Below are 17,610 nucleotides of genomic sequence, written 5' to 3' on the forward strand. Positions count from 1 at the left end.
CGTGTCCTTCGCCGCCGCGCTGTGGCCCGGCAAGCCTGCCCTTCCCACACCCAGGCTTGCCGGGCCTTCCACATTCATAGGGGGTGGAAGATCAGAACGCCGATGCTACCCTCAACCTGATAGAACACGTTAAAGCTGGTAAGGCGGTTGTAATGGCAGCTCCACCTGGGGACGGCCTCAAGTACGAGCGGGTACTGAACGCCTTGAGGTCGCGCATCGCGGATGGAACCTATCCATCGGGGATGATGCTGCCTTCCCAAAGCCAGCTTGTCGCCGAGTTCGATGTGTCACGGCCGACAGTGATCGAGGCGTTGCGGTTGCTCCGCCAAGAAGGACTGATCGAATCTCAGACCGGGCGTGGTTCGTTCGTGCGTGGGAAGGTGCCCCTGCTGAATCTGGAGCGCGCCTACCCCGGTCAGCGTCTTCTCGACCTCGCCGAGTCGGAGTCCTCGGCCGAGCTGCTGCAAGCCGGGATCATCGTCGCCCCCACTCGGGTCACCGCCCTGCTTGAGCTGCCCACTGGGTCTAAGGCTTTCCTGCGGCAATATGTCCTCAGTGATGAGGACGGCCCAGTGGAACTGGTTTCGGCGTGGTTTCCCATCGACCTGGTGACCGGGACCAAGCTGACCTCGCCCGAACCGATGGACGAGGGGATCCGGCGTCATTTGTACGGTCGCAAGCGACTCCGGCTGGACTACGCCATGGAACGCACGCTCGCGCGATCGGCAACAGCGGATGAGGCGCACGCTCTGAAGATGTCGGCCGGTGCGCCGGTGCTGAACCTCGTGGTGACTGGACATGACGCTGACGGCAAGGCGCTCCAACTCGTTGACGCGGTCCTTCCAGGGGATCGCCATGAGCTGCGCGACGCGTACCCCCTGACCTGACTGGTCTTCTTCATAATCCAACTTGACGTGACAGGTTGGCGAACCTATCTTTATGGAGCAACCTGATAGGTCAGGTTGAGATTCAAATGGACCCTGTCACGTTAGGACAATGAAATGGCCCTTCAGGGACCCATCCCCGTCAGCTTCCACCAGGTCTTCCCGCACGGCTGCTTCATCGTCGGTGAGGTCGAGCAGGTCAAGGACTTCGACGCCTCGTCCAAGGGCCGCACGGTCTACGCCAAGGACAAGAACACCGGAGAGCTGGTGTGGCAGGTCGCCGTCATGGACGCCGATCCGACCGTCAAAGCCGGGCAGAAGACGGTCTCGGTCAAGATCCTGTCCCCGGTTCAGCCGGTCGTTCCGGCTGCGCTGCCGGGTCTGCCGTTCGTGCCGGTGGAGTTCGACGGCATGACCGCCACCGCCTACGTCGCCCAGAACACCGGACGACTGGCCTGGTCCATCCGGGCCACGACGATGCGGGCTCCCCGCACCGCGGCGGCTCCGGCCAAGGCTCCGGCCGGTAAGGACGTGGCCGCGTGAGTGAGCACAAGCCCTACACCTACGTCACCGCGTCGATCCGTGAGGGCGTCACTCGATTCGATGTCTCCTTCTGCACCTCGGACGTGTCGGCCAAGGCATTCGGGGGCGACGGTGAGCGGCCGTTCCTGACCTTGTCCAGCACTGAGGCACAGATGACAGTCACCACCACGGGCGGCGGGCCGGTCACCGAGCGGGACGTGAACCTCGCGCGGGAGATCTTCACCGCTTCCGCGCGCTACCTGGCCGACTGCGAACGCCTGCACACCGAACAGTCCACCAACTCCAATCAGGCCGAGCAGGACAAGGCGGCCTGACACGAAGCGGGGCCGCTGGAACTGGCATTCCGGCGGCCCCTCGGTTCTCCCCAGACAGCGAATCAAGAGAGGGCTCAAGCTTAATGTTCAAAAAACTGCCCGGTGACGAGACACGAACCCTCGTCTCCACCACCCCCGACACCGCCGTAGTGTTCCGCCCGGCCGTGGTTCACACCCCGGCCATCTTCACCATCACGATCTTCCTGTGGCGACTGCTGGCCAGAGTGGTCCGGCTCATCTGGCGTCACCCGATCGCCGTGGCACTGTTCGCCGTTCCTCCCGTGCTCGGTGTCCTGTACGGCTGGCGCGTCGCCCTGCTCGTCGTCACCGTTCCCCTCTCACTCCTCGCCCCGTGGCCGTTCTTCGATCGGGCCTCGTTCGATCGCTGGATCGGCTGGCGACTGCTGGCCTTCTGGCGCCGGGTGTGGATCTACCGGCGGCACTGGCAACCGGTAATGATCGTCTCCGGGCTCGGCCGTCACCTCCAGGGCCGTGACTACCTGCCCCGCCTCGTCGGCGTCTCCTGTACCTCGTGGGCCGATGTGGTCACAGTGAAGATGATCAGCGGCCAAGCGGTCAAAGACTGGTCCGACCGCATCGACCACCTCGCCCACGGGTTCGGTGCCTCCTCCTGCCGGGTGGCCGTGGTGCGGGCCGGTCGTCTCCAACTGACCTTTCCCCGCCGTGACCCGCTGGCCGTCCCCCTGCCGGCGGTTCCCCTCCCCGTCGTGGCGTCGGTGGGGCCGGTCGAGATCGGCAAGTGCGAGGACGGTCACCCGTACCGGCTCAAGGTGCATGGAACGCATGTGCTGATCGCGGGCGCGACGGGTGCGGGTAAGGGCTCGTTCCTGTGGTCGGCCATCCGTGGTCTCCTCCCGGCGGTCCGGGCGGGCCTCGCTGAGGTGTGGGCGCTGGACCCCAAACGGATGGAACTGTCCTACGGACGCGAGATCTTCGGAGATCGGTACGCCGCGAACCCGGCCGACTGCGCCGATCTCCTGGAAGCCGCCGTACAGATCATGCAGGAACGGGCCGACCGCTACGCCGGACTCCAACGCTCCCATACCCCCACCGTTGATGACCCGTTCGTCCTGGTGGTCGTCGACGAGGTGGCTTTCCTGACCGCCTACCAGTCCGACAAGGGGCTGAAACTGCGGATCTCCGCTGCCCTGGCGACGCTGACCACGCAGGGCCGCGCGGTCGGCTTCGGGGTCATGGCCGCGTTGCAGGACCCGCGTAAGGAGGTCATGAACATCCGCAACCTGTTCCCCGACAAGATCGCGCTCCGGCTCGATGAGTCCGAGCAGGTGGACATGGTCCTCGGCGACGGCGCTCGGGATCGCGGTGCACTGGCCGATCACATCTCCCCGATCCCGGAGCGGGGTGCGGGCGTCGCCTATGTGCGACTGGAGACCTCACCCGATCCGATCCGGGTGCGCGCGGCCTACGTCTGTGATGCCGACATCAGAGACATGGCGGCCCTGATCACGAGCGACACCCTGCCGATCGAGCTGGAGGGGGCGGCCTGATGCGAATCATCCTGCACGGCACTCCTGCCGAGATCGAGGGCTTGCCCTTCCGGCGGCTGCGCACCTTCGACGGCTCCGAGCTGGCCGAAGTGACGGTGATCGTTGACCTCGACTCCGCCCGGCTGCGCAAACACCCCTACCGCGACGCCTACCGGATCTGCGCCGACCTCATCGACCCCCAGGGGGCCATGTGACCGACACCCCCGTCCACCCGTCCACCCCCGCGACCGACACCCCGCCGAACGGCTCAGACCGCACTCTGCCCCGGCTCGTCCGTGACACTCTGCCCGTCGCCCTGGACGTGGCCATCGAGGTCGCCAAGCTCAACGGGGTCTGCATCCGCCCGATCGAGATGCGGCGCCTGGACACCCACACCGGCACGGTTGAGCCGTTCGACATCCCCTGTGGCACCACGCAGGAAGCCAAGTGTCCGCCGTGCGCCAAGCGCAATCAGCAGCTGCGCCGGGCGCAGTGCCGGGAAGGCTGGCACCTCGACCACGAGCCGATCGCCGAACCCCATCCCTCCACCGATGATCAGAAATGGTTGATCGAGTTCCGGGCCGATATCCAGGCCAAGCGCGACGAGGCCGAACGCGACGGGGAAGAGGTCACCGACTGGGACGAGGCGATAGCCGGGATCGATGCGGAGATCAACGCCGCGGGGATGCGTGGCAACGTCCTGGGCGGCCGAGCGACCCCGAAGCGGTCACGTTCGACGAGGCGGCGCCAGGATGCTCCGGACCTGCCCAAGCGAGCCAAGCAGGACACCACCCTCGGCCGGACCTTCATCGCCCCCGATGGCAGGGTCTACCGGCCGTCGCTGTTCGTCACCCTCACCCTGCCCTCCTACGGCAAGATCCGCTCCGGCCTGGGCGTGCCGGTCGATCCCAGCACCTACGACTACGCTCGCGCGGCCCGCGACGCCCTGCACTTCTCCAAGCTCGTCGACCGCTTCGTGCAGAACCTGCGCCGGGTGGCCGGCTACGACGTGCAGTACTTCGCCACCGTCGAACCACAGAAACGGCTCGCGCCGCATCTGCACATGGCAATCCGCGGGACCATGCCCCGCGCGGAGATCAAGGCGATCGCCGCCGCGACCTACCACCAGGTGTGGTGGCCATCGGTCGATGAGGTCCGCTTCGACGGTGACCACCTGCCAGTGTGGGCGGAACGGGCCGACCTGGGCGACGGCGCCACCTACCCGGACGGACAGAGCGGCGACTACCTCGACCCCGCCACCGGCGAACTCCTGCCCACCTGGGACGAAGCGCTCGATCAGCTCGACCAGGACGACGAGGCCGAACCGCTGCACGTGGTCCGCTTCGGTCCTCAGGTCGATGTTCAGGGCCTCGTCGCCGGATCACCGGACGCGCACAAGCGCATCGGCTACCTCACCAAGTACCTGACCAAGAACCTCGGCGATCCCCTCGACCCCGACGACCCCACCACCGACAACCCTGCCCGCCGTGACCACGCCGTTCGGATGGTCGAAGCGCTGCGCTACGAACCCTGCTCGCCGACCTGCGCGAACTGGCTGCGCTACGGCATCCAGCCCAAGGGCGCCAAAGCGGGCATGCTGCCAGGCCGGTGCAAGGGCAAGGCGCACAAGGCCGAACACCTCGGCTATGCGGGCCGTCGCGTCCTGGTCTCGCGCAAGTGGTCCAACAAGACCCTCCGCGAGCACAAGGCCGATCGCCGGGCCTGGGTCCTCGACATGCTCGGCCTGCCTGATGACACCGTGACCGACTCGCACCGCTACGTCTGGCGGCCGGTCTCGACCAGCGACCCCAACCGGACCCCGCTGGCCAAACGGCTGCTGCGCGGGGTCGCCGACCGCCACCGCACCAAAGCACGCCTGGCCGAACTTCAAGCCAGAGCGGACGGCATCCCTGTTCCAGATCTTTCGGCAATCGGAGAGGCGGCCTGATATGGAACCACTGTTCTACCGGCCCAAGGATGCCGCCGTGGTTCTCGGTATCAGCCGTACGAGGGTGTTCCGGCTGATCAAGACCGGCGAACTCAAGTCGATCAAGGACGAGGGATACCGGCTCGTTCCCCGCTGGGCGCTTCATGAGTTCGCTCGTGCGTTGGAAGCCAAGGCAGGGTTCACGCAGGAAGAGGCGGCATGATGGCGAAGAAGCCCAACGGCCGATCCTCGATCTATCTCGGCGGTGACGGCCTGTGGCACGGCTGGGTGACCATGGGCGTCAAGGATGACGGCACACCCGACCGTCGGCACCGCAAAGGCAAGACGGAAGCGATCGTCACGGCCAGGGTTCAACAGCTGGAGAAACAGCGCGACTCGGGGAAGATCGACAAGGCGGGAACGAAGATTCCCACGGTCGCCCAGTGGATACGGACCTACCTCGACGAGATCGCGCCCATGCGGGTTAGCCAGCTCACGCTGGACAGCACTTACCGACCCAAGGCGGAATGGTGGATCATTCCCCGGCTCGGCGCGCATCGGCTGGATCGGCTTCGCCCCGATCACCTGGACGCCTTTTATGCCGGGCTGGTCAAGGAAGGGCTGTCGCCGAATACGATCTTGCAGATTCACCGGATCCTGTCACGCGCTCTCAAGCTGGCGGTACGGCGTGAGCTGATCGGGCGCAACGTCTGCGGCATGATCGACGCGCCGACCGGTGAGGACACCGAGATTGAGCCACTGCTCAGGGAAGAGGCGCAAGACATTCTGACCGTGGTCAAGGATCGCCGGAACGGTACGCGCTGGTCGGTGGCGCTCGCGTTGGGACTTCGGCAATCGGAATCGCTAGGTCTGCGGTGGAAGTACGTGGACCTGGACAAGGGCGTGATCCGGGTGTTCTGGCAGATCAAACGACTGCGCTACCAGCACGGCTGTAAGGACCCACACGCCTGCGCCGCCCGGCTCCACCGTTACCCCTGCCCGAAGGACTGCCCCAAGGCCAAGCGCACCTCTGGACGTCGGCACGTCTGCCTCACCGCGTGCCGCAAGAACTGCACCAAGCACGGGGGCGCGTGTCCGAAGTTCTGCGCCGCCGACTGTGCCAAGCACGCTCTTGCCTGCCCGGATCGTGTCGGGGGCTGGACGTTCACCAAGCCGAAGGGCAAGGGCAAACGCTCCATTGCCCTACCTCCTCCCCTGATCGTCCTTCTCAAGCTCCACAAGGAGTCTCAGAGGCTCGAACGGGAGGCGGCGGGGGACAGGTGGCAGGACTGGGATCTCGTGTGGTGCACGCCGGACGGAAACCCGATCGACGCCGGGGACGACTGGGACGACTGGAAGGAACTCCTGCGACTCGCCGAGATCGACAAGGACGCCCGCGTTCACGACGCGCGCCACACCGCCGCAACGCTCCTGCTCGAACAGGGGGTGGACATCCGAGTGATTCAGGCGGTCCTGGGCCATTCCCAGCTCACCACGACCAAGCGATACACCCACATCACGGAGACGCTCGCGATCGAGGCGGCGGGCCGGATGGGACGGGCGCTGTGGGACGGCTGACCGCAACCTGACGGCGACCGTTGCAACCCTGATTGCAACCCTGGGCAGACTTCCCGAGTAGGAAATGGGAAGTCTGCCCAGGTCATTGGGGTAGGGCGCCTGGGACTCGAACCCAGAACCTACGGATTAAAAGTCCGCAGCTCTAACCATTGAGCTAACGCCCCGCAGGTGACAGCGTACCGAGGATAGTGTCCACTAACGTCCGTCGCCAGGCCCATTCGCGGTCACCTGTTTGCGGAACGGCAGGTGGAGGGCGAGAGCGGCTCCTAGAGTGGCGGGCATGACGAGCTCGGGGCTTGAGCCCGCCCGCAGTGCACATGTCTCCACGCGGCAAGGGTATGTCGTGGTCGACGTGGAGACCACGGGTTTCTCGCCCTCCAGGGGCGACCGGATCTGCGAGATAGCGCTCATCTCGCTGAACGCCCAGGGCGAGACCGTCGACGAGTGGCACTCGCTGGTCAATCCGAGGCGGGGCACCGGGGCCGTGCACGTCCACGGCATCACCGGCGCGATGGTCGCGGGCGCGCCGGTGATCGAGGAGTTGCTGGACGAGGTCTGGCAGCGGATCGCCGGCCGGGTCCTGGTGGCCCACAACGCCTCCTTCGACCTGCGCTTCCTGCGGCACCTGCCCGGCAGCGAGTGGGTGACCGAGACCCTGTGCACGCAGCGGCTGGCACCGGGCTTCATCCCCGACGGCAGGTGGACGCTCGCCGCCTGCTGCGAGCGCGCGGGTATCCCGCTCCTCGGGGCCCACGCCGCGCTGGCCGACGCCCGCGCCACCGCCGAGCTGCTCCGGTTCTACCTGCGCACGGGAGTCTCCTGGGCGGAGAAGCTGGAGCGGGCGGCCCAGGCCCCCGAGTGGCGCTCCTGCGGCCTGCCCCAGCGTCACCCCCGCCGAAGGTAGCCCGAGCGCGCCGGACACGGGCAGAGCGCGTGTCAGGGCCCTGCGGGACCTTCGGACGCATGCGGAAGCGTCAGCGGTAGGCGGGGATGCCGGTCAGCGCCTCACCGAGCACGAGCGTGTGGATCTCCTGGGTGCCCTCGTAGGTCAGCACGCTCTCCAGGTTGTTCATGTGCCGGATCACCGGATACTCCAGCGTGATGCCGTTGCCGCCCAGGATGGAGCGTGCCTGGCGGGCGATGTCCAGGGCGGCGCGGACGTTGGCGAGCTTGCCGAAGCTGACCTGGCGGGGGGTGAGGGTCCCCGCGTCCTTGAGGCGGCCCAGATGGAGCGCGGTGAGCTGTGACTGTCCCACCCCGACGTACATCCAGGCGAGCTTCTCCTGGGTCAGCTGGAAGCCGCCGATGGGCCTGCCGAACTGGATACGGGAGGTGGAGTAGTCGACCGCGGACTCCAGGCAGGCGCGGGCGGCCCCCACCACGCCCCACAGGATGCCGAAGCGCGCCTCGGACAGGCAGGACAGCGGGCCCTTCAGGCCGCGCACCCCGGGCAGCACGGCTGAGGCGGGCAGGCGGACGTCGTCGAAGTAGAGCGACGAGGTCACCGAGGCCCGCAGGGACATCTTCCGGTGGATCTCCGGGGCGGTGAAGCCAGGGGTGTCCGCGGGCACCACGAAGCCGCGGACGCCGTCCTCGGTCTGCGCCCAGACCACCGCGACGTCGGCGATCGAGCCGTTGGTGATCCACATCTTGGCGCCGTTGAGTATCCAGTCGCCCGAGGGGTCCAGCTTGGCGTGGGTGCGCATGCCGGCCGGGTCGGAGCCGTGGTCGGGCTCGGTCAGGCCGAAGCAGCCGATCGCCTCGCCCGCGGCCATCCGGGGCAGCCACTCGTCCTTCTGCTCGGCGGAGCCGTACTTCCAGATCGGGAACATCGCGAGCGAGCCCTGCACGGAGACGAACGACCGCAGTCCGGAGTCTCCCGCCTCCAGCTCGCGGCAGGCCACCCCGTACGAGACGGCGTCGAGGCCCGCGCAGCCGTACCCCTGAAGGTGCATGCCCAGCACGCCGAGCGAGCCGAGTGCCGGGGCGAGCTCGCGGGCGGGGAAGGTGGCCTCCTCGAACCAGTCGCCGATATGAGGGAGCACCCGGTCCGCGACGAAGTCCCGCACGGTGTCGCGGATGAGTCGCTGCTCCTCGGAGAGCGTGTCGTCGATACGCAGGAGGTCGTCCATGGGTTTTCCTCTCTGTTCGGCCCTGTCAGGGTATTGCCGGGCCGAACAGGGTGGATGTCAGGGTTGCGCCAGGGGAAGTCCCGATGTGATGAGGACCCGCCACGGGGCAGTCTTAATACATGAACGAAAACGACTTTTCCGGCGTCAAGCAGCTCCGCAGGACCAGGGACGGGCGCATCATCGCCGGTGTGGCCTCCGGCCTCGGACGCTACATCGGGGTGGACCCCAACATCATCCGCGCGGCCCTCGCCGTCGCCACCTTCTTCGGTGGTCTCGGGGTGGCGGTCTACGCGATCGGCTGGGTGCTCCTGCCCGAGGAGAACAAGGACAGGTCGGTCCTCCAGGACCTGATCGACAAGAACAAGGACAACCCGATCTGGGTGGACGCCAAGACCAAGGCCGAGCAGGGCTGGGCCAAGGCCACCAGCCAGCACCGCGCTCCGCACCAGCAGGCCCCCGAGTATCCCCCCTACCAGGCTCCCCAGCCCCCTTCGGCCCCGTACGGCACGGTGCCGCCGCGTAGCGACGACCCCCGCACCCAGGGGTGAGTCAGGAGTTCGCCTCGGCGCGAACCCTCTCGATGATCTCCCTGCGGGATGCCCTCCAGAGCACGGCCAGCGCGGCCGCCACGGCGAGTCCGGTCGCGCCGGCCAGTGCCACCACCATCTCGGGGCCGAGGTGGTCGGCCGCGGCCCCGCCTACCAGGATCCCGACGCCCTGGGAGGCCAGCAGGCCCGACTGGACCAGCCCGAATGCCTGTCCCCGCCGCTCGGCGGGGACGCACTGTACGAACGCGGCGTTGGCCGCGAGTTGGTAGGCCCCGCCCAGCCCTGAGACGAACCAGAGCAGCAGCACCACGGGCAGCGGCGGCCGCGCCGCGCACAGGATCAGCGGTGCGCAGGTCAGCATCGCCATCCAGCCCATCGACCGCAGCCGGTTCGACGGGCTGACGTAGCGGCTGAACAGGAACGCGCCGACGACGGTACCGGTGGGCATGGCCCCCATCAGCAGACCGGTGACCAGGGAGAGCTGCCGGGGATTTCCGGTCAGCTCACCGGCGTACGGGGCCGCGATCCCCTCGGGGAGCACGTAGAAACCGCAGAGCCAGGCGAAGAGCACCAGCGTCCGTAGCCGGGGGTCGCCGAAGACCAGCCTGGCGCCGGCGCGGGTCATCGTCCACATCGAGGGCCGGCTCTCGTCGGCGGAGATGGGGGCGGGACGCCGCCGTACGCCCGAGACGATGATGAGCGCGGAGGCCAGGTAGGTCGCCGCGTCCAGGGCCAGCGCGCGGTACGGCCCCATTCCCATGATCAGGAAGCCGCCGGCGGCGAAGCCGAGCATCTGCGCGCCCTGATTGGTCATGTTCTGCAGGGCGGAGCCCGCGACGTAGCGGTCGCCCGTGAGCAGCTCCGGCAGGAGCGCCGCCCGCGCCGCCGAGAACGGCGCGCTGAGCAGCACCACGCAGAAGACCAGCGCGCACAGCATGGCGAACGAGGTGCCGGGGATCGCCATGAGCGCGACCAGGAGGGCCCTGAGCACGTCACAGACGAGCATGATGCGCCGGCGGGCGTGGCGATCGGCGAGTCCCGCGAGGAGCGGCCCGCCGATGATCGGTGGCAGGTAGGTCAGGGCATAGACCGACGCCGTGGCCAGGGGCGAGTCCGTCCGCTCGAAGACCAGGACGGACAGCGCCACCCGGGAGAGCTGGTCGCCGAGGAGGGAGAGCCCCTGGCCGATCCAGAGCGCGCGGAACTCGCCGATGGCGATGACCTCGCCGTAGGTCGCTTGGCGTTCCGCCGGACGGCGGTGCCGCCCGGGTAGTCGGCCGGACTTGGTCGCCGCCATAGGACTCCGCTGAGCTCGCAGGCACACTGACTGTGGGTGTTCACTGTGTAACCTACGGTGCCTGCTATAAGGCCGACGCGCAACCGAAAGCAATCAAGCGCATGCAAACCGTAATGATAAGCTGTGATATTTCAGGAACGGGGGTTTTGATGTGTTGTGCGGGGCTAGTTACCAGCCCAGCTCGTGCAGCCGGTCATCGTCGATGCCGAAATGGTGGGCGATTTCGTGGACGACCGTTATCTGCACTTCTTCGATGACCTGCTCCTCGGTCTCGCAGATCGAGCAGATCGGCCTGCGGTAGATCTCGATCCGGTCGGGTAGCACTCCTGCGTACCAGTCGCCACGTTCGGTCAGGGGAATGCCGGTGTAAAGGCCCAGAAGATCTGGTTCGGGCGGGTCGTCGACGACGACGATCACCACGTTGTCCATCACTTTCGTCAGCTCGGGGGGAATGGTGTCCAGAGCCTCGGCCACAAGCTCCTCAAACTTCTCCCGCGAGATCTCGATCACACCTGTCATTCTGCCCCGGTGTTCCCGGGGCGAGGTGGAGGCCCATGAAATTCGCTGATTGGACCCAGAGGACCCGTCGGCTCGCCACCGGTCGCGCGGGCAGGCGGATCGCCCGCACCACGGCCGTCGCCGCCGTCGCACTGGCGGGTGCGTGGCTCGGCATCATGCTCGGCGGGGCGGTACGGTCCAATGTCGGTCCGGTGGAGCTCGGCCTGTCCGCCGAGCCCTCGTGGACCGGGGAGACCGTGTTGGATGCTCACCCTTTCGGCACACTTCTGTTCGACACGCACAACGCCCCGATCGGCCTCCGGGTGACCCTGGAGAACATCAACCCCGACCGGGCACGCGGGTTCCTGGACGACCCCAGGTTCTCGGCTGACCGGCTCCCCGCGCTCCTGGAGGAGGAACTGGGCAACGGAGTCAGGACGCTGATCGTGCGTGCCGCCTTCTGTGGCCTGGCGGGCGCCCTGGTCACGTCCCTGATCGTCTTCCGCCGCCCAGGACCTGCCCTCGCGGGCACGCTGGGCGTCGCCGTCGCGATCGCCGGTACGGGCGCCGCCGTCGCCCTGACCTTCCGGCCGGACTCCGTGGTGGAACCCAAGTACACCGGCCTGCTGGCAGGCGCTCCGACGCTGGTCGGCGACGCCGAGTCGATCGTGACCAGGTTCGAGTCCTACCGGGTCCAGCTCGCCAAGCTCGTCAACAACGTCTCCCAGCTCTACGACGTCGTCTCCGCGCTGCCGGTCTATGACGCCGACCCCACCTCGATCCGGATACTGCACGTCTCCGACATCCACCTCAGCCCCATCGCCTGGAACCTCATCCGCTCGGTCACCACCCAGTTCAAGATCGATGCAATCATCGACACCGGCGACCTGACCGACCACGGCACCGGCCCCGAGGACAAGTTCGTCGAGGAGATCGGCACTTTCGGCGTCCCGTACGTCTTCGTCAGGGGCAACCACGACTCCATGACCACCCAGCGGGCCGTAAGCAGGCAGAAGGGCGCGGTCGTCCTCGACGACTCGGCCAAGACCGTGGCGGGGCTGCGCGTCTACGGCCTGGGCGACCCCCGGTTCACCCCCGACAAGTCCGTCTCCGTCGACTCCAACCTCGAATCCCTCGACGCGCTGGGCCGCTCCCACGCCGCAAAGCTGGCCCGGCTCCCCAAGCAGGTCGACCTGATCGCCGTCCACGACCCGACGATCGCCAAGGGTTTCTCCGGCGCGGCTCCGATGATCCTCACCGGCCACTCGCACGAGCGATCCACCGAACTGCTGCCCTCCGGCAGCCGCCTCCTGGTCCAGGGGTCCACCGGCGGCGCCGGGCTGCGAGCCCTCGAACACGACGAACCCACCCCTGTCGCGGCCTCGGTTCTGTACTTCGACGCCGACACGCACCGCCTGAGGGCCTGGGACGACATCACCCTGGGAGGGCTCGGTGAGCAGTCGGTTCAGATCCAGCGTCACGTTGAGACCGAGCCTGGCCGTACAATTTCTCCTGTGCCGACGATTACCCCGTCTCCAACGGGGCCCATCACCGTCACACCGACGCCGTAGGCCGGAAAGCCGCTTTGGCAACGGGGCAAAAGTCCCCTATGCTTCAGAGGTCTCCAGCGGAGCACGGCGAAGGAACGGGACGCGAGTCCCGAGCCCCCATCGTCTAGTGGCCTAGGACACCGCCCTTTCAAGGCGGCGACACGGGTTCGAATCCCGTTGGGGGCACCGGCAGAGCCAAGGCTCGCCAGGGAAACGGCAGGTCGAAGACCTCCGAAGAACTGGTAGGCTGGCAAAGCCAGAAAGGCCGGGGACAAAAGCCCCAGCCAAGCAAGGTCCTGTAGAGCAGTTTGGAGTGCTCGCCACCCTGTCAAGGTGGAGGTCGCGGGTTCAAGTCCCGTCAGGACCGCTCAGGTAGGTGTTCGATCCACCACCAAGGTCAGGTAGCTCAGTCGGTACGAGCGTCCGCCTGAAAAGCGGAAGGTCGGCGGTTCGACCCCGCCCCTGACCACAGCAGCTGAGCAGCACAAACGCCCCGAACGAATACCGTTCGGGGCTTTTTCGATCTCCAGTGACAGCACCCCTGACAGCAACGTCATCCGATTACCGGTGAGCGTGAGACACGTGGATGATGTCCAGCCGAAATTCCTGCTTATTGACAAAGATGAGCAAATCTGTGGCTCCTGCCTTGATGCCGAAGGTGTCTTCGCCGAGGCACTGGAGGACGACGAACTTGTGACCGTCGAAATCCTGGGTTGCCTTCCCTCCCAGCGGATGCGCGACCACCTCAGCGGATCCAAGCGCTACCGCCAGAGGAATCCGCTGGGGCTGGAGGCACTCCGGATGCTTGATGCGGCAGGGAATCCGCTCGCGGATTTCTGGATGGGCGAGATCATCGACTGGCGGCCCTCGCCGCTCAGTCGTGAACGGGTGGACCTGGTCGCCCGCTGGGGGGAGGACACTCCCTCCTCTCGTGCACGGCATGTCTGGGAGCGTTGGCGTACGGCCAGGCCCGACCGGGTCAATCAGTGGGCCGGTTATGTGGGGGCGGGCAGGGCGCCCCGGTCCGACCCAACACAGCAACGTCCCCAGACGCCAGCACATCTGCCCCACCGTTTGCCTCGGCGGTGGCCCCGCGTCCGCCGTGTCCTCCCAGGCCCCGTCATCATTCGCGGCTCAGTCGTCGGACAGTGTCCTGGCGGGAACCGGGTCCCGGGAGCCGGCCTCCGAACTGGAGGCCTTCTTCGCCGCGCTTGCCGTACCAGGCGCTCCATGCTCCGAGCAGGCCGATGGTCGCCACCAGGAGGATCGACGACAGCCCGGCCATGACATCGGTCGGCAGCCAGTAGACCAGGGGGAGGCGGACGGCCGACTCGACCAGAAGCGCGATTCCCCAGACGAGGGTCATCACCAGGTAGGTCCGGCGGAACATCGGCTCCGCCGCGTACAGGACGTCCCAGCGCCGCGCGGTGTCCGCGTCTTCGGCGCCGAAGCGCTTCGCCACGGCGAAGGCCGCGGGACGGCCTGCGACGCAGGAACCCAGGAAGATCAGGCCCGCGACCGCGGTGGTGACGGACTTGATGGCCAGGAGGAACTTCGCGTCTCCCGTCAGCAAGGAGAGGATCATTCCCACGCCGAAGACGACGCCCATGAAGGCGGCGAATCCATCGAAGCGACGCTGCCGGACGGCGACGTAGGCGACCCGCAGGAATCCGACGCTCGCCGCCGTCAGCATGGCGGCGTACTCGCTCACGCTCAGCGCGCGGCACACATAGTAGGTGCCGATCACCGGCACCACGTCCCACAGCACGACCGAAACGATCTGGTTGTTACCCGAACGGCTCATTTCTCACTCCTGAAGGTCTCGTCGAGCCAGTCACTGATGCGGGCCATGGCCAGTCGCTGGGCGCCTGATTGGCAATGGGCGTCGGCACCCTCCTCGGCGGTGAACTCGAGGAAGGTTCTCGGGCAGGTCAGGTGATCGTGGAGCGCCTCGGGCTGGCCTTGGAAGGCGAAGTCGCCGGGGGCCGAGCAGACCAGGGTGGGGCACCTGATCCGCTCGGCGATGCCGTCACGAAGGTGATAGTCGAGCATCTTGGCCGCGTACCCGCGCGGTGACCGGGCGCCGGTGACCCACATGCCGTGGGTGAAGGCCCACCGCATGACGGGGTCGTTCGCCATGAGGCCTTGAATGATCTCGTCGACCTCGGGCGCGGACTCGGCGCCCAGCACGGCCCGCGCCTGATCGCGGTCCTCGCCGAAGTGGCCCGCGACGATCGCCCCCATGTCGTAGACGCCGTCGAAGGCGATGAGCGCGTTGATCCGCGGTTCGAAGGCGGCGGCGCGTGGCGCCAGCAGTCCTCCCATGCTGGCGCCCAGCAGCGCGACCCGCTCAGGATCGACCTCGGGCAGCGCGAGCAGGTAGTCGAGCACCGGGCCGACCACCTTCTCCCAGTCTGGCCGGAACACCAACCCTTCGCGGTGCATCGGCCCAGGCTGCCCGGGGCCGTCGAAGGTGAGGACGTGGTAGCCGCGCTCGGCGAACGCCGCCGCGCCGAAGAAGTGCATTTCCTCTGCGCTGCCGTCGAAGCCGTTGTGCATCACGATGGCGGGCCGGGGTGTACGGCTGTCGCCCGCCCGGTAGAGGTAGCCGGTGAGAGCGGTGTGCGCGTACGGGATCAGCACCGGTTCGATCCTGATGTCCGACAGCCGGGCCGCCGCGCGAAACGACTCCACGCCGAGCGCGTAGGACTGGTCGACGCGCGGGTCGGACGGGTCGCCGTGCAGGAAGAACTCGGCAGAGCGGTAGTAGGTGGACGCCCGCAGCAACCCGTCACGCGCGCTGACCTCGTGGCCGGCCGCCAGGCTCCGCCGAGCTTCGCCGGCGACGCGGTCGGCCGTCGCCCGCCACTCCTTGTGCCAGCTGTCGTAGTCACTCTCGGTGATCCGCTGTGCGGTGGTGATCACTTCACCGAAGTCCGCGCCGCCGTAGGCGATGTGGCCGAGCAAGCGCAGCGTCTCGTACCAGAACGTGACGTCCTTCTCAAAGATCAGCGCATCCACGCCCGTCCCCTTAATGCGAAATTATTCGCTTCAAGGGGAAGTTAGCGCGGCGACGTGCTTAAAGCAAGACTATTCGCGTTAAGATGTCGGCCATGGCAGCACAGGAACCCGTACGCCGGCCCGGGGGGCGTAACGCCCGCGTCCGCACGGCCGTATGCGAGGCCGTCCTCGACCTGCTCCACGAGGCGGACTGGGACGATCTGAGCATCGCGCAGGTGGCGGAGCGATCCGGAGTCCACCAGGCCACGATCTACCGGCGCTGGGGCACGTTGGGCGCGTTGGTCGATGACGTGGTGACCGAGCAGCTCACGCGCTCGTCCCCGGTTCCCGACACCGGGACGCTCCGTGGGGACCTGGAGGCCTACGCGGTCCAGGTGGCCGAGGACGTGGCCGGCCCCCTCGGTCCCGTCTTCCTCCGTGCCGCCCTGGTGGGCGCGCGCCCGGAGGGAGAGCCTTCCAAGCATGTCTATCTTCTGGAGCGAGGCACGCAGCTCCAGAAGATGCTCGACCGCGCCAGGGATCGCGGGGAGAACCCCCCCACGTTGCTGGAGCTGCTGGAGGTCATCCTCGCACCGCTGTACTTCCACGCGATGTTCTTCGAACGGCCGACCAACGCGCACCACGCCCGGACACTGGTGGACAGGCTGCTCGCCCTCAGCGAGAAGAAATGAACGCCGTCGTTCTCGCCCGTGGCAGAGTTCACGGCCCCGGGAATGTCCCCGTACGAGCAGCGAGGCCGCGTGTCTGGGAAGACACGCGGCCTCGCTTGCTCAGGTGGGCGTTACTTCGAGACGTAGAGGCGGCGCGGTTGTCGGTCATGTGGGTTCTCCTTTTCGCTGGGTGGGGTCGGATGCGGTCCGTAGGTGGCGCAGTAGGTCGGAGGCGAGTTGGTTGGACACGCCGAGCCGGGCGCGGAGGGTGTCGCGGCTGATGGGTTTGTGGTGGTGGGCGTGGTAGTCGGTGTGAGGTGCCCAGCAGATTCCGGACAATCAGCTACATAAGCTGATAGAAGTCTGGAAGAGGTAGGTACGTGACGAGGCGTCGCAGGCAGTTCTCGCCCGAGTTCAAGGAAGAAGCCGTCCGCATGGTCTTGGACGGCGAGCGGACGGTCGCGTCGGTGGCGCGCGAGTTCGGAATCAACGCCGGCACCCTGGGCAGTTGGGTGAACCGGCATCGGATCGTGCACGGCCAGGACGCGCAGCCGGTCTCCGGGCCGGAGCGGGCCCGGATCCGGGAGCTGGAACGGGAGAACGCCGAGCTGCGCGAGAAGCTGGCGTTCCTGAAAAAAGCAGCGGCCTTCTTCGCGGCCGAGAATCGATGACACTCGCCAAGTACGAGCTGATCGACGCGGAGAAGGCCCACCATGCGATCGTCAAGATGTGCGCCTGGCTGGGCGTGTCCCGCTCGGGCTATTACGAGTGGCATGAGCGGCCGGCCTCGGCCACCGCGCAACGCCGGGCACTGCTCACCGAGCTGGTCGCCGAGGTCTTCGCCGACTCGCACGAGACCTACGGCTACCGGCGGGTCCACGCCGCCCTGCTGCGCCGCGGCGAGCACTGCTCGGCCGAACTGGTCCGCGCGTTAATGCGTGAGCAGGGCCTGGTCCCGGCCCAGGTACGGGCGTTTCGGCCCACCACCACCGTGCAGGGCGACTATGGCGGCATCCCCGACCTGGTCGGCCGCGACTTCACCGCCGAACAGCCGGGCACCAAGCTGGTCGGCGACATCACCTCATGGGAGAGCCACAGAGGATCGGGCAGGGTGCAGGTCGAGCTGTCGGCGGGTGACCACTCAGATATCACCGACTTTG

Annotated in this window: 19 protein-coding genes and 4 tRNA genes; 17 read left to right on the forward strand and 6 right to left on the reverse strand. The window is 67.2% G+C overall.

What is annotated here, in order from left to right:
- The first annotated feature begins 83 nt into the window (after positions 1 to 83).
- The 8 genes from ABZU75_RS19315 to ABZU75_RS19350 all read left to right on the forward strand — a co-directional run bounded on the left by ABZU75_RS19315 (position 84) and on the right by ABZU75_RS19350 (position 6,754).
- Positions 84 to 887: a GntR family transcriptional regulator gene (locus ABZU75_RS19315; protein ID WP_355555732.1), complete on the forward strand. Its 804-nt coding sequence runs from the start codon at positions 84 to 86 to the stop codon at positions 885 to 887.
- Between the two features lie 114 nt (positions 888 to 1,001).
- Positions 1,002 to 1,427: a plasmid replication, integration and excision activator gene (locus ABZU75_RS19320; protein ID WP_355555734.1), complete on the forward strand. Its 426-nt coding sequence runs from the start codon at positions 1,002 to 1,004 to the stop codon at positions 1,425 to 1,427.
- Positions 1,424 to 1,741 (forward strand): hypothetical protein, encoded by a 318-nt coding sequence (locus ABZU75_RS19325; RefSeq protein WP_355555736.1) that lies wholly within the window; start codon positions 1,424 to 1,426, stop codon positions 1,739 to 1,741. Before ABZU75_RS19320 ends, ABZU75_RS19325 begins: the two co-directional genes overlap by 4 nt.
- 83 nt (positions 1,742 to 1,824) lie before the next feature.
- Positions 1,825 to 3,270 (forward strand): FtsK/SpoIIIE domain-containing protein, encoded by a 1,446-nt coding sequence (locus tag ABZU75_RS19330; RefSeq protein ID WP_355555738.1) that lies wholly within the window; start codon positions 1,825 to 1,827, stop codon positions 3,268 to 3,270.
- A complete protein-coding gene (locus tag ABZU75_RS19335) occupies positions 3,270 to 3,464 on the forward strand; it encodes a hypothetical protein (protein ID WP_355555740.1) in 195 nt (64 codons plus the stop codon). The genes ABZU75_RS19330 and ABZU75_RS19335 overlap by 1 nt, the downstream gene beginning before the upstream one ends.
- On the forward strand, positions 3,461 to 5,197 hold the full coding sequence (locus tag ABZU75_RS19340; protein ID WP_355555742.1) for a replication initiator: 1,737 nt from the start codon (positions 3,461 to 3,463) through the stop codon (positions 5,195 to 5,197). The genes ABZU75_RS19335 and ABZU75_RS19340 overlap by 4 nt, the downstream gene beginning before the upstream one ends.
- Before the next feature lies 1 nt (position 5,198).
- Positions 5,199 to 5,399, forward strand: a complete 201-nt coding sequence (locus tag ABZU75_RS19345; RefSeq protein WP_355555744.1) for a helix-turn-helix domain-containing protein — start codon at positions 5,199 to 5,201, stop codon at positions 5,397 to 5,399.
- Positions 5,396 to 6,754: a site-specific integrase gene (locus ABZU75_RS19350; RefSeq protein ID WP_355555746.1), complete on the forward strand. Its 1,359-nt coding sequence runs from the start codon at positions 5,396 to 5,398 to the stop codon at positions 6,752 to 6,754. Before ABZU75_RS19345 ends, ABZU75_RS19350 begins: the two co-directional genes overlap by 4 nt.
- A gap of 91 nt (positions 6,755 to 6,845) precedes the next feature.
- Here ABZU75_RS19350 and ABZU75_RS19355 read toward each other — a convergent pair.
- Positions 6,846 to 6,918, reverse strand: a tRNA-Lys gene (locus ABZU75_RS19355).
- A gap of 116 nt (positions 6,919 to 7,034) precedes the next feature.
- On the opposite strand from ABZU75_RS19355, the gene ABZU75_RS19360 reads away from it, so the two are divergent.
- Positions 7,035 to 7,658: a 3'-5' exonuclease gene (locus ABZU75_RS19360; RefSeq protein ID WP_355555748.1), complete on the forward strand. Its 624-nt coding sequence runs from the start codon at positions 7,035 to 7,037 to the stop codon at positions 7,656 to 7,658.
- Positions 7,659 to 7,728: 70 nt separating this feature from the next.
- Here ABZU75_RS19360 and ABZU75_RS19365 read toward each other — a convergent pair whose 3' ends face one another.
- Complete coding sequence (locus ABZU75_RS19365; protein ID WP_350927698.1) at positions 7,729 to 8,886, reverse strand: acyl-CoA dehydrogenase family protein; 1,158 nt, start codon at positions 8,884 to 8,886, stop codon at positions 7,729 to 7,731.
- Between the two features lie 119 nt (positions 8,887 to 9,005).
- On the opposite strand from ABZU75_RS19365, the gene ABZU75_RS19370 reads away from it, so the two are divergent.
- The gene (locus ABZU75_RS19370) at positions 9,006 to 9,434 is read left to right on the forward strand and encodes a PspC domain-containing protein (protein WP_350927700.1); all 429 of its coding nucleotides are present in this window, start codon (positions 9,006 to 9,008) and stop codon (positions 9,432 to 9,434) included.
- 1 nt (position 9,435) lies between these two features.
- Here ABZU75_RS19370 and ABZU75_RS19375 read toward each other — a convergent pair whose 3' ends face one another.
- Positions 9,436 to 10,731: an MFS transporter gene (locus tag ABZU75_RS19375; RefSeq protein WP_355555752.1), complete on the reverse strand. Its 1,296-nt coding sequence runs from the start codon at positions 10,729 to 10,731 to the stop codon at positions 9,436 to 9,438.
- A gap of 168 nt (positions 10,732 to 10,899) precedes the next feature.
- Complete coding sequence (locus tag ABZU75_RS19380; RefSeq protein ID WP_355555754.1) at positions 10,900 to 11,250, reverse strand: metallopeptidase family protein; 351 nt, start codon at positions 11,248 to 11,250, stop codon at positions 10,900 to 10,902.
- Between the two features lie 35 nt (positions 11,251 to 11,285).
- Here ABZU75_RS19380 and ABZU75_RS19385 point away from each other — a divergent pair, with 35 nt between their 5' ends.
- The 4 genes from ABZU75_RS19385 (at position 11,286) to ABZU75_RS19400 (ending at position 13,248) form a co-directional block, all read left to right on the forward strand.
- Positions 11,286 to 12,800: a metallophosphoesterase gene (locus tag ABZU75_RS19385; RefSeq protein ID WP_355555756.1), complete on the forward strand. Its 1,515-nt coding sequence runs from the start codon at positions 11,286 to 11,288 to the stop codon at positions 12,798 to 12,800.
- A gap of 92 nt (positions 12,801 to 12,892) precedes the next feature.
- Positions 12,893 to 12,965 (forward strand) — tRNA-Glu (locus ABZU75_RS19390).
- A 106-nt stretch (positions 12,966 to 13,071) separates the two neighbouring features.
- Positions 13,072 to 13,146, forward strand: a tRNA-Asp gene (locus ABZU75_RS19395).
- Positions 13,147 to 13,174: 28 nt separating this feature from the next.
- Positions 13,175 to 13,248: transfer RNA gene (locus tag ABZU75_RS19400), tRNA-Phe, on the forward strand.
- 654 nt (positions 13,249 to 13,902) lie between these two features.
- Here the strand turns inward: ABZU75_RS19400 and ABZU75_RS19405 are convergent.
- Both ABZU75_RS19405 and ABZU75_RS19410 read right to left on the reverse strand, forming a co-directional pair.
- Complete coding sequence (locus tag ABZU75_RS19405; protein WP_355555758.1) at positions 13,903 to 14,583, reverse strand: VC0807 family protein; 681 nt, start codon at positions 14,581 to 14,583, stop codon at positions 13,903 to 13,905.
- Positions 14,580 to 15,800 (reverse strand): alpha/beta fold hydrolase, encoded by a 1,221-nt coding sequence (locus ABZU75_RS19410; protein WP_355555760.1) that lies wholly within the window; start codon positions 15,798 to 15,800, stop codon positions 14,580 to 14,582. Before ABZU75_RS19410 ends, ABZU75_RS19405 begins: the two co-directional genes overlap by 4 nt.
- A gap of 92 nt (positions 15,801 to 15,892) precedes the next feature.
- Between ABZU75_RS19410 and ABZU75_RS19415 the strand changes: the two genes are divergently transcribed.
- From ABZU75_RS19415 to ABZU75_RS19425, 3 genes are all read left to right on the forward strand, one after another.
- The gene (locus tag ABZU75_RS19415; RefSeq protein ID WP_203956329.1) at positions 15,893 to 16,471 is read left to right on the forward strand and encodes a TetR/AcrR family transcriptional regulator; all 579 of its coding nucleotides are present in this window, start codon (positions 15,893 to 15,895) and stop codon (positions 16,469 to 16,471) included.
- A gap of 359 nt (positions 16,472 to 16,830) precedes the next feature.
- Positions 16,831 to 17,121, forward strand: a complete 291-nt coding sequence (locus ABZU75_RS19420; RefSeq protein ID WP_355555763.1) for a transposase — start codon at positions 16,831 to 16,833, stop codon at positions 17,119 to 17,121.
- Positions 17,118 to 17,610, forward strand: a 493-nt coding sequence (locus tag ABZU75_RS19425) for an IS3 family transposase (RefSeq protein WP_355555765.1), incomplete at its 3' end; no start/stop codon positions are given. The genes ABZU75_RS19420 and ABZU75_RS19425, both read left to right, overlap by 4 nt.

Origin of the sequence: Streptosporangium sp. NPDC005286 (assembly GCF_040607515.1) — a bacterium.
Taxonomy (GTDB): domain Bacteria; phylum Actinomycetota; class Actinomycetes; order Streptosporangiales; family Streptosporangiaceae; genus Streptosporangium.

Coding starts and splice junctions, on each gene's coding strand:
- ABZU75_RS19320 (WP_355555734.1), top strand. CDS start 1,002: ATGGCCCTTCAGGGACCCATCCCCGTCAGCTTCCACCAGGTCTTCCCG.
- ABZU75_RS19330 (WP_355555738.1), top strand. CDS start 1,825: ATGTTCAAAAAACTGCCCGGTGACGAGACACGAACCCTCGTCTCCACC.
- ABZU75_RS19335 (WP_355555740.1), top strand. CDS start 3,270: ATGCGAATCATCCTGCACGGCACTCCTGCCGAGATCGAGGGCTTGCCC.
- ABZU75_RS19345 (WP_355555744.1), top strand. CDS start 5,199: ATGGAACCACTGTTCTACCGGCCCAAGGATGCCGCCGTGGTTCTCGGT.
- ABZU75_RS19350 (WP_355555746.1), top strand. CDS start 5,396: ATGATGGCGAAGAAGCCCAACGGCCGATCCTCGATCTATCTCGGCGGT.
- ABZU75_RS19360 (WP_355555748.1), top strand. CDS start 7,035: ATGACGAGCTCGGGGCTTGAGCCCGCCCGCAGTGCACATGTCTCCACG.
- ABZU75_RS19365 (WP_350927698.1), bottom strand. CDS start 8,886: ATGGACGACCTCCTGCGTATCGACGACACGCTCTCCGAGGAGCAGCGA.
- ABZU75_RS19370 (WP_350927700.1), top strand. CDS start 9,006: ATGAACGAAAACGACTTTTCCGGCGTCAAGCAGCTCCGCAGGACCAGG.
- ABZU75_RS19375 (WP_355555752.1), bottom strand. CDS start 10,731: ATGGCGGCGACCAAGTCCGGCCGACTACCCGGGCGGCACCGCCGTCCG.
- ABZU75_RS19380 (WP_355555754.1), bottom strand. CDS start 11,250: ATGACAGGTGTGATCGAGATCTCGCGGGAGAAGTTTGAGGAGCTTGTG.
- ABZU75_RS19385 (WP_355555756.1), top strand. CDS start 11,286: ATGAAATTCGCTGATTGGACCCAGAGGACCCGTCGGCTCGCCACCGGT.
- ABZU75_RS19405 (WP_355555758.1), bottom strand. CDS start 14,583: ATGAGCCGTTCGGGTAACAACCAGATCGTTTCGGTCGTGCTGTGGGAC.
- ABZU75_RS19415 (WP_203956329.1), top strand. CDS start 15,893: ATGGCAGCACAGGAACCCGTACGCCGGCCCGGGGGGCGTAACGCCCGC.